Below are 540 nucleotides of genomic sequence, written 5' to 3' on the forward strand. Positions count from 1 at the left end.
CCTCGCCACTCCAATCATCCATCGCAAACAAGTATTAGGTGTATTAGTCATTCAGCAAAAGACGCCACGATTGTTTAGTGAGATGGAAGAATCTTTCTTAGTGACCTTATCTGCGCAGTTAGCCGTGATCATCGCTCACGCGCAAAGTTTAGGTCATTGGCAATTAGCCTCAAAACCGACGGTTCTTAAAGGCTTGCCTGCATCAACGGGTGTCGCCATCGGAGAGTTTTGGTTTGACAACACGCAGCCGAGTTTGTCGGACGTATTCCCGTCTTCCACGCTGGATAAAGAGCGAGAGCAAGAGCTGCTGCTGGTAGCGATTGAGCGTGCGCTGAATGATTTCCGCCGGATGCGGAAAAAGTTCGACAGCGAAATCAATAAAGATGCGTTAGCGATATTCGATTTGTTTACCCACTTGCTCAATGATCCAATGTTGCGCGGCGATCTTAAGAAACAGATTGAAAAAGGCGATCGAGCGGATTGGGCGCTGCGTCAGGTAGTCGAAACTTATTCAAACCGCTTTGCTCGTATGTCAGATGT

General features: G+C 48.0%; 1 protein-coding gene. It reads left to right on the plus strand.

All coding sequences use genetic code 11. The features are described from left to right. The coding region (locus tag R7Q11_RS28815; RefSeq protein ID WP_225467301.1) for a phosphoenolpyruvate-utilizing N-terminal domain-containing protein at positions 1-540 on the plus strand (540 nt) is incomplete at both ends.

The organism is Vibrio sp. 970 (assembly GCF_033339075.1).